9 protein-coding genes, 1 pseudogene and 1 riboswitch are annotated in these 9548 nt (G+C 55.0%); all 10 genes and pseudogenes read left to right on the forward strand.

Translation table 11 applies throughout. The annotated features are described in order from the left end of the window. On the forward strand, nt 1-191 hold a 191-nt coding region (locus ACXJ5O_RS11745), incomplete at its 5' end, for a hypothetical protein (RefSeq protein ID WP_457300051.1). Between the two features lie 25 nt (nt 192-216). Beyond that, a complete protein-coding gene (locus ACXJ5O_RS11750; protein ID WP_457300052.1) occupies nt 217-1791 on the forward strand; it encodes a TerC family protein in 1575 nt (524 codons plus the stop codon). A 54-nt stretch (nt 1792-1845) separates the two neighbouring features. Then, nucleotides 1846-2069, forward strand: a riboswitch (cobalamin riboswitch). A gap of 249 nt (nt 2070-2318) precedes the next feature. Next, complete coding sequence (gene nrdH / locus ACXJ5O_RS11755; protein WP_457300059.1) at nt 2319-2540, forward strand: glutaredoxin-like protein NrdH; 222 nt, start codon at nt 2319-2321, stop codon at nt 2538-2540. 4 nt (nt 2541-2544) lie between these two features. After that, nucleotides 2545-2960 (forward strand): annotated as a pseudogene (gene nrdI, locus ACXJ5O_RS11760) (class Ib ribonucleoside-diphosphate reductase assembly flavoprotein NrdI). Then, on the forward strand, nt 2930-5086 hold the full coding sequence (gene nrdE / locus ACXJ5O_RS11765) for a class 1b ribonucleoside-diphosphate reductase subunit alpha (RefSeq protein WP_457300053.1): 2157 nt from the start codon (nt 2930-2932) through the stop codon (nt 5084-5086). Before nrdI ends, nrdE begins: the two are co-directional and overlap by 31 nt. Before the next feature lie 16 nt (nt 5087-5102). Further along, nucleotides 5103-6092 (forward strand): class 1b ribonucleoside-diphosphate reductase subunit beta, encoded by a 990-nt coding sequence (gene nrdF, locus ACXJ5O_RS11770; protein ID WP_457300054.1) that lies wholly within the window; start codon nt 5103-5105, stop codon nt 6090-6092. A gap of 174 nt (nt 6093-6266) precedes the next feature. Continuing rightward, entirely contained in the window at nt 6267-6923 is a 657-nt protein-coding gene (locus ACXJ5O_RS11775) for a response regulator (RefSeq protein ID WP_457300055.1), read from the forward strand. Further along, a complete protein-coding gene (locus tag ACXJ5O_RS11780) occupies nt 6920-8296 on the forward strand; it encodes an ATP-binding protein (RefSeq protein ID WP_457300056.1) in 1377 nt (458 codons plus the stop codon). The genes ACXJ5O_RS11775 and ACXJ5O_RS11780 overlap by 4 nt, the downstream gene beginning before the upstream one ends. A gap of 101 nt (nt 8297-8397) precedes the next feature. Next, a complete protein-coding gene (locus tag ACXJ5O_RS11785) occupies nt 8398-9078 on the forward strand; it encodes an MtnX-like HAD-IB family phosphatase (RefSeq protein ID WP_457300057.1) in 681 nt (226 codons plus the stop codon). 19 nt (nt 9079-9097) lie between these two features. Then, the coding region (locus ACXJ5O_RS11790; RefSeq protein WP_457300058.1) for an aminotransferase class III-fold pyridoxal phosphate-dependent enzyme at nt 9098-9548 on the forward strand (451 nt) is incomplete at its 3' end.

The following is a 9548-nucleotide window of genomic DNA, read 5'->3' on the forward strand; positions in this document are numbered from 1 at the left end:
CAATGACAGCCAGTCAAACAGGGACTGACCGCGCATCGATGCCGGACGATCAATCTGAAGAGCCTCCAAGTCCGGACTTGCGAAGCATGCTGACCCTGCATGTGCAGCGTCAGCAAAAAGTTCCTGTGATTTCCCCATCCCGTTATTTTGCCTGCGCCGCAGCGTCAATCGCTGACGCCGCTGCACGCTGAATCTATTTAAGGACCCGACAGCCCGATGGACTGGACACTGGACTGGATTGCCGACCCCAACGCCTGGATTGGTCTTGCCACGCTTGTCGTGCTGGAGATCGTGCTCGGCATCGACAATCTCGTTTTCATAGCGATCCTCGCCGACAAACTGCCTCCGCATCAACGCAACCGTGCGCGGCTTGTCGGCTTGTCGCTGGCTCTGGTCATGCGGCTTCTGCTGCTTGCCTCCATTTCATGGGTAGTCACACTGACGCGACCTCTGTTCAGCGTCGCTGGGCTGGATTTTGCCGGACGCGATATCATCCTTATCCTCGGCGGCATCTTCCTGCTGTTCAAGGGCACTATGGAACTGCACGAGCGGCTGGAAGGCCATATGTCGGCCAAGGAAACCAATGTAGCCCATGCGGTGTTCTGGCAGGTCATTGCCCAGATCGTTGTGCTCGATGCCGTTTTCTCGCTCGACAGTGTCATCACAGCCGTGGGCATGGTGAAATATCTCGAGGTCATGATGATCGCGGTCGTCATTGCCGTAGGTGTGATGATGCTCGCATCCAGGCCGCTCATGACGTTCGTCAACAAGCATCCGACTGTCGTCATTCTCTGCCTCGGGTTTCTGATGATGATCGGTTTCAGTCTGATCGTCGAAGGCTTCGGTTTCCACATCCCGAAGGGCTACCTCTACGCCGCCATCGGCTTCTCTGTGCTTGTCGAGGCTGCCAACCAGGTCGGACGTCACAACCGCGAAAAGCGTATCACGACCATGGATCTGCGCGATCGCACCGCAGGCGCGGTCCTGCGGCTGCTCGGCGGCGGCCGTAACGGAGATGCCGCGCATTCCGATACGCTCGATGTGATTGCAGAACAAAGTGCAGCAGGCGATGTCTTCCATCCGGAAGAAAAGGAAATGATCCGCGGTGTACTTGATCTGGTCGAGCGCCCGGTCCGTTCGATCATGTCGCCGCGCAATGAAGTGGAATGGCTGGATCTCGACGAGACCAACGAAGAGCTGCTCGCCGAAATTCGCACCCTCGCCCACAGCCGTGTTGTACTTGCCCGCGGCCGCGTCGATGAATTCGTCGGCGTTGCGCTCACCAAGGACCTGCTTTTCGCCATTCTCGATGGCGGCAAGATCGATTGGGAAAAGGTCACCCGCCAGCCGCTTATCTTCCATGAAAACGCCAATGTGCTTCGCGTCATGGAACAGTTGCGGGGTTCATCGGTACAGATGGGCGTGATCCTCGATGAGCACGGCTCGTTCGAAGGGGTGGTCACACCAACAGATATCCTCGAAGCCATCGCCGGTGAGTTCCCTGAAGAAGGCGAGGAAAGCCCGATCCTTCAACGTTCGGAAGACGGTAGCATGGTGGTTGACGCCTATATCGACATTCGCCGTCTTGGCGGGCTTATCGATCGTGATCTGGTCGATGAGGGTGACCGCTATACGACGCTCGCCGGCTATATTTTATGGAACCTCGGTCATATACCAGCCGAAGGTGAGAAGCTCACCGTCGACGATCTCGAATATGAGATTGTCGAGATGGATGGCCGCAATATCGGCAAGGTACGAATTTCCCCGACGCAAACGGCAGCGTTCATCTAAACCAGCATTTTTCCACTGAAAAACATATTCGTTGACGCCATTTTAACCTCGTATACCATATCTAGTGTTCGAGGTTCTTTTGATTCGCTTCCAGGATCGAAAGCTAAGACGGGAATACGGTGCGTTGAACCTGACGGTTTGGCAAAGCCGGAGCTGCCCCCGCAACTGTATGCGGCGAGCATTCGTTCGATAACGCCACTGAAATGCACCATTTCGGGAAGGCAGAGCGAGTGCGACGACCCGCAAGCCAGGAGACCTGCCTCGGTCGAAACGAGTCCACCGGCGGGGTGCCGGGAAGGTCGCGACCATATGGCGGAATATATCCGGCATGCCGCTTCCCCTGAACCTCTCCAATTAGTCAACCACGGGGTGAAACCATGTTCAGGCTTTTGAATATATTGAAGCGCGAGTAGTCGGACGGCGGAAGCCCTCTGAAGCATCAGCAAGTATCCCCTTTCCGATCGATATTAACGGGCAATGGCTGTCGTCCGGCCACCCTTTCTATGTCTGAAAACAACAAGGAAATCATGCACATCACCGTTTACAGCAAACCCGCCTGCGTCCAGTGCACAGCGACGACCCGGGCCCTTGATCGTCAGGGCATGGAATATGATGTCGTCGACGTGTCGGCGGACATGGCAGCATTCGAACTGGTTCAGAGCCTCGGTTACCGTCAGGTGCCAGTGGTGATCGCCGGTGAAACTCACTGGGCCGGCTTTCGCCCCGACATGATCAGCGCGCTCGTATAGGCCTGTGGGCGGAATCATCTATTTCTCGAGCCAGTCGGGAAACACCCATCGCTTTGTCAGCAAGCTCGGTCTGCCCTCGACGCAGATTCCTGTCAGCCCCAAGTGCGGTGAGTGCGTGACCCGGGAACCATTTGTCCTGATCGTTCCGACCTATTCGGGAGACGGCGGCAAGGGGGCGGTGCCCAAACAAGTGATCCGTTTTCTTAATATTGTCGAGAACCGTTCGAACCTTCGCGGTGTCATCGCCGCGGGCAACAGCAACTTCGGTGCGACCTTCGGGATCGCAGGCAACATCATCTCTGCAAAATGCCAGGTACCCTATCTCTACAGGTCGAGCTTCTGGGTACCGAGGACGATGTCAACAATGTCAGACACGGATTGGAACGATTTTGGACACGCTCACACTCGACTATGCTTTGAAGGGTGCTGCCGAAACAACGCTGGACTACCATGCGCTGAACGCGATGCTGAACCTCTATGACGAGGATGGAAAAATTCAGCTCGACAAGGACAGGCTGGCGGCAAAACAGTATTTTCTGCAACATGTGAACCAGAACACTGTCTTCTTCCATAATTTGCGGGAGAAGCTCGATTATCTGGTGACCGAGGGATATTATGAGCGTGAGGTGCTGGACCAGTATTCGTTCAACTTCGTCCGCGATCTCGTCGACCATGCCTATGCCAGGAAGTTTCGTTTCCCGACTTTCCTCGGCGCTTTCAAATATTACACCAGCTATACGCTGAAGACGTTCGACGGGAAGCGCTATCTTGAGCGCTACGAAGACCGCGTCTGCATGGTGGCCTTGGCATTGGCGCAGGGCAGTGAACAACTTGCCCGGGATATGGTCGATGAGATTATCTCCGGCCGCTTCCAGCCGGCAACGCCCACCTTTCTCAACGCAGGAAAGAAGCAGCGTGGCGAGCTCGTATCTTGCTTCCTGCTTAGGGTCGAGGACAATATGGAATCGATCGCAAGAGGCATCAATTCYGCCTTGCAGCTGTCAAAACGCGGTGGCGGCGTTGCCTTGTCCCTTACAAATATTCGCGAGGCAGGTGCGCCGATCAAGCAGATCGAAAACCAGTCTTCCGGCATTATCCCAGTGATGAAGCTTCTGGAAGACAGTTTCTCCTATGCCAACCAGCTCGGCGCACGGCAGGGCGCAGGCGCCGTTTATCTCAACGCGCACCATCCCGACATCATGCGCTTCCTCGACACCAAGCGCGAGAACGCTGACGAGAAGATCCGCATCAAGACGCTGTCGCTCGGCGTGGTGGTTCCAGACATTACCTTCGAACTGGCGAAGAACAATGAGGACATGTACCTGTTCTCGCCCTACGATGTGGAGCGGGTCTACGGGGCGAGCTTCACTGAAATCTCGGTCACGGAAAAATACCGGGAAATGGTCGCGGACAGCCGCATCCGCAAGAAAAAGATTAAGGCGCGGGAGTTCTTCCAGGTGCTGGCGGAAATCCAGTTCGAGAGCGGCTATCCCTACATCATGTTCGAGGACACGGTGAACCGCACAAACCCGATTGCCGGACGTATCACCATGAGCAATCTCTGCTCGGAAATCCTGCAGGTGAGCGAGGCCAGCGAATATAATGATGATCTTTCCTACAAACATATGGGCAAGGATATTTCCTGCAATCTTGGCTCGCTGAACATCGCCGCCACGATGGATTCGGCCGATTTCGGCAAGACGATTGAAACGTCGATAAGGGCGCTGACCGCCGTTTCGGACATGAGCCATATCGCGTCTCTCCCATCGATCGAAAAGGGTAACGATGACAGCCATGCGATCGGGCTCGGACAGATGAACTTGCACGGCTATCTCGCCCGCGAACGCATCTATTATGGCTCTGAAGAAGGTGTGGATTTCACCAACATCTATTTCTACACCGTGACCTATCATGCAATCCGCGCATCGAACCGCATCGCCGCCGAGCGGGGCACCAGCTTCAAAGGCTTCGAAAATTCGAAATACGCTTCCGGTAAATATTTCGACAAGTATACCGGGCAGGAATGGCTGCCCGCGACCGGGCGGGTGCGTGAACTCTTCGAGACCGCAGGCATACACATCCCCACAAAGGAAGACTGGCTGGCATTGAAGGAAGCCGTGATGGCGTCCGGTCTCTATAACCAGAACCTGCAGGCAGTACCGCCGACAGGGTCCATCTCCTACATCAACCATTCGACGTCTTCGATCCACCCTATCGTTTCCAAGATCGAGATCCGCAAGGAAGGCAAGATCGGCAGGGTCTACTATCCTGCCTCGTTCATGACCAATGACAATCTCGACTACTACCAGGACGCCTACGAGATCGGACCGGAAAAGATCATCGACACCTATGCAGCAGCGACCCAGCATGTGGACCAGGGTCTTTCCCTGACTCTGTTCTTCCGCGATACCGCCACGACCCGCGACATCAATCGGGCTCAGATTTATGCCTGGAAGAAGGGCATCAAGACCATTTACTACATCCGCCTTCGGCAGATGGCGTTGTCCGGCACGGAAGTGCAGGGCTGCGTATCCTGCGCACTTTGACATTCTGGGGAACGAAATGAACATTCAGGTAAAGACCAAGGCCCCAAAGGCTTCTGCATCGGTGCGCGCGATCAACTGGAACCGCATCGACGACGACAAGGATCTTGAGGTCTGGAACAGGCTGACGGGAAATTTCTGGCTACCGGAGAAGGTGCCGCTGTCGAATGACATCCCCTCTTGGGCAGCGCTCAAGCCGGAAGAGCAGCAGCTGACCATTCGCGTCTTTACCGGATTGACGCTGCTCGACACAATCCAGACCAGCATCGGCGCGCCGAAGCTGATGGAGGATTCAATCACGCCGCACGAGGAGGCAGTCTATTCCAACATCTCCTTCATGGAGGCGGTGCACGCCCGCTCCTATTCATTGATCTTCTCGACATTGTGCTCGACCTCCGATGTCGACGACGCCTATCGCTGGTCGGAGGAAAACGAACATCTGCAGAAGAAATCGACGCTCATTCTCGAGCAATACCGCAATCCCGATCCCCTGAAACGCAAGATCGCCAGCGTTTTCCTTGAAAGCTTTCTGTTCTATTCCGGTTTCTACCTCCCGATGTTCTGGTCGAGCCGGGCAAAGCTCACAAATACAGCCGACATGATCCGCCTGATCATCCGCGACGAGGCTGTCCATGGGTACTATATCGGCTACAAATTCCAGCGTGGGCTGGAGCGCTTGAGCGACGAGCGCCAGCAAGCGATGAAAGAGTTCGCCTTCGAATTGCTGCTTGAGCTTTATGATAATGAGGCGAAATATACCGAAGCGCTCTATGATGGCGTCGGCCTGACAGAGGATGTAAAAAAGTTCCTGCACTACAACGCCAACAAGGCATTGATGAACCTCGGTTACGAAGCACTTTTCCCAGCTGAAGCCTGCAAGGTCAATCCGGCGATCTTGTCGGCGTTGTCGCCCAATGCCGACGAAAACCATGACTTCTTCTCGGGTTCCGGCTCGTCCTACGTCATCGGTAAAGCTATCGCAACCGAAGACGAGGACTGGGATTTCTAGGAAGAATGCGGGATCCGAGCCGCCGATTGTTCGGCGGCTCGGATCGGCTTTTTTCAGCCAGCCAATGTGCTGCCTGCAAAAAGCCGAGATGTTATCTCTAATTCGCATCTTTCGGGGTTCGAGCCAGCAAGCGATGCTGAGCGTGACCTGATATCCTCGGAAGGTTCGATACCAATGCGCCTGTTACTGATCGAAGATGACGTGATCCTTGGATCGTCGTTGAAGAAAGCGCTGGAGAAACACGCCTATGGCGTGGATTGGATGCAGGATGGGGAATCCGGGCTTGCCGCGCTTGAGGACCTGATCTTCAGCGTCGTCGTACTCGATGTCAATTTGCCGAAGCTCGACGGAATCAATGTGCTGAGAGCGGCGCGGCAAAAAAAGAACATGGTTCCGATCCTGCTGCTGACCGCGCGGGATACTCCGCTACAGAAGGTTGAAGGCCTTGATAGCGGCGCTGACGATTATCTCGTCAAGCCCTTTGATCTTGATGAGCTGCTGGCACGGCTTAGAGCGCTGATAAGGAGGCGGGACGGACGTTCGGATGTGGTCCTGAAGTGCGGAGATGTTGAAGTCGATCCTGCCGCCATGGTGGTGCGCAGCACATCGGGGCAAGTCGCGATGACGGCCAAGGAGTTTCAGATGCTCAAGCTCCTCATGGAACGCGCCGGCAAGTACGTTACAAAAAGCGATATCGAATACGCGCTCTACAGTGCTGAAAGCGCTGTGGAGAGCAATACGACGGAAGTCGTGATCTACAATCTGCGGAAGAAGCTTGGCAGCGACTTCATCAAGTCGATCCGCGGCGTGGGATACATGGTCGAGCAATGATCAGATCGACGCTGACGCGCAAACTGTTTTTCAGGATTGCGCCAACTATTTTGATTACCATCGCCCTGATCGGGGCGTTCGCCTTCCGCAGCGCCACACGCGAAATCAACAATATCTATGACGCACAATTGATCAACGACGCGAATGTTCTTTGGACGCTGCTGGAACGCCAGGTTGAAAAGCCTGGCATTCATAAATCCAAGCAGGTCAACGATATTGATCTGGCAATGGGCAACCAGCTGGCAATGAACGAGGATGCGGATGACTATGCCGACGCCCATATGTTCCGTGCCTGGAAGGACGGGGAGATTGAGGTTTTCTCGAGCACCGCATTCCCGAAGACGGTTCCCGAGCAGCGAGCGGGATTTACGAACGTGAATTACGGCGGCGAAGACTGGCGTGTGTACGCCCTGCCAATTCCGCAAACGACAATTACCGTGGAAGTCGGAGAAAAGCTTGCCCTTCGCAAATCGCTTGTGTCAAATATTCTCCTGAACCTGTCTTTTCCATTGCTGGTCCTCTTCCCGCTCATCGCAGTCTTGATCTGGTTCGGGATCAGGAGCGGGCTCAGCGCGATGCACGGATTGGTGCGGCAAATTCGCAGTCGTTCCCCGGATGACTTGTCTGTCATTGCCGTCGATACGTTGCCGAGGGACCTTTCTCCCCTCGGCAGATCGATTAATCAGCTTCTAGACAAGCTTGACCGCTCATTGACGGCGGAGAGGCGTTTCGCCGATCACGCTGCCCATCAACTGCGAACTCCTCAGACATCTCTCAAGTTATTGCTTCAAATGCTGGCGAATGCCGAGAGCGAGCAGGAACGCAAGGCCATCATCGGCGACCTCGTGGCGAGCAATGAAAAGGCGATGCACCTGATCGAGCAACTGCTTCGCGCCGCCCGTGTCAGCCATCAGCCGATGCTATTGAAAAGCGTTTCATTGTATAACACCGTGGCTTCGGTCATAGGCGAGTTCGGCAACATCATTCATCTCAAGAAACTTGAAGTGTCGCTGCATGGCGATGAAGATGCGCAGGTCAATGCGGATGAGCCTCTCCTTCGCCTGATGATTGCCAACCTTGTAGACAATGCAATCAAATACTCCCCCGTCGGCGGAACCATCGAGGCATCGATCACACCCAAGAACGAGTCTTGGCTGCTATCCATCAGCGACAGCGGGCCCGGAATAGCGGCGCAACATCGCGAAGCCGTGTTTCGGCGCTTCTACCGGATAGATACGCCACATGCCGAGGGATCGGGATTGGGATTGGCGATCGTTGCCGACATAATTGACCGTTTCTCCGCCACTATCGCATTGAACGCTGCAGGATCAGGCAGAGGTTTGAGCGTAGACGTGCTGATGCCGAGAGCATAATGCGCGTCTTCTTGCGATTTCAGTTTCATTTCATTTTGGCATAATTCTGCACTCAGGCACGGCTGATAGAACCCCTGCACGATTGTGCAAGGAGTTTTTGAATGCACGTGTATTGCGATTTCGATGGAACGATTTCGGTCGAGGATGCGACCGATTTTGTGCTCTCAAACTTGGCTGATCCCGCATGGGAAGCCATCGAACAAGAATGGCTGGACGGCGAGATCGGTTCTGCCGAATGCATGCGCCGCCAGGTCGCCCTGATCCGCGCCAAGCAACATGAACTCGATGATGTGCTTGAAGATGTCGTTATTGACCCGACGTTTCCGGCCTTCGCAGATTTCTGCAGCCGTCACGCTATGCCGCTTACGATCGTGAGTGACGGCGTCGATTATTTCATCAAACAAATTCTCGTGCGCACCAACCTCAGCCATATTCCGGTAATCGCCAACAAGCTGACGATCGTCAATCCGGAGGGAAAGCCATCCTACCATCTGGCTTCTCCCCACGCCGATCCGGATTGTTTGTCAGCCTCGGGAGTTTGCAAGTGCAGATCCCTGACGCCGCGTGACTTGCGGGTCTACGTCGGTGATGGCCGCTCGGATTTCTGCGTTTCACATCAACCGGAGTTGGTCTTCGCAAAGGGGGAACTGGCTGACTACTGTTTTGCCGAGGATATCCCCTTCATAGCGTACGAGACCTTTACCGATCTCACCCACAGCCTCAAGAGCACTGTTCCAAGCCTATCGGCCAATGCTCTCAGCACTCCGCGCCACGCCGCATAACCAACAAGCGAGAACCTGAATGAACACAAATTTTATCCTGAAGCAGCCCGAGCTCGTATCTCCGCTGCCGAACTCGGAACTCGAACTGCGTCTGCTTGAGGCGACCTATTGTTCTCACGGCGATACGGTCCATTACGCCCAGGAGCCGAGCTTTTTCGAATCGTGCGAAGGCTCGTACCTTTACGACAGCAAGGGTACTCCGTTCCTCGATCTGCAGATGTGGTATTCGGCGGTTAATTTTGGCTACCGCAACCCGCGCCTGAATGCCGCCGCACATCGGCAGTTGGACACGCTGCCTCAGGTGGCATCGCAATATCTGCACAGGGAAAAGGCCGAACTAGCGGCCATGATTGCTCAAGACGCAGAACGAAAATTCGGCACAAAAGGACGGGTTCATTTCAATGTCGGCGGCTCGCAGGCCATCGAGGATTCGCTGAAACTCGTGCGCAACTATTCAGGCGGAAAGAGCC

The organism is Phyllobacterium sp. P5_D12 (genome assembly GCF_054049495.1).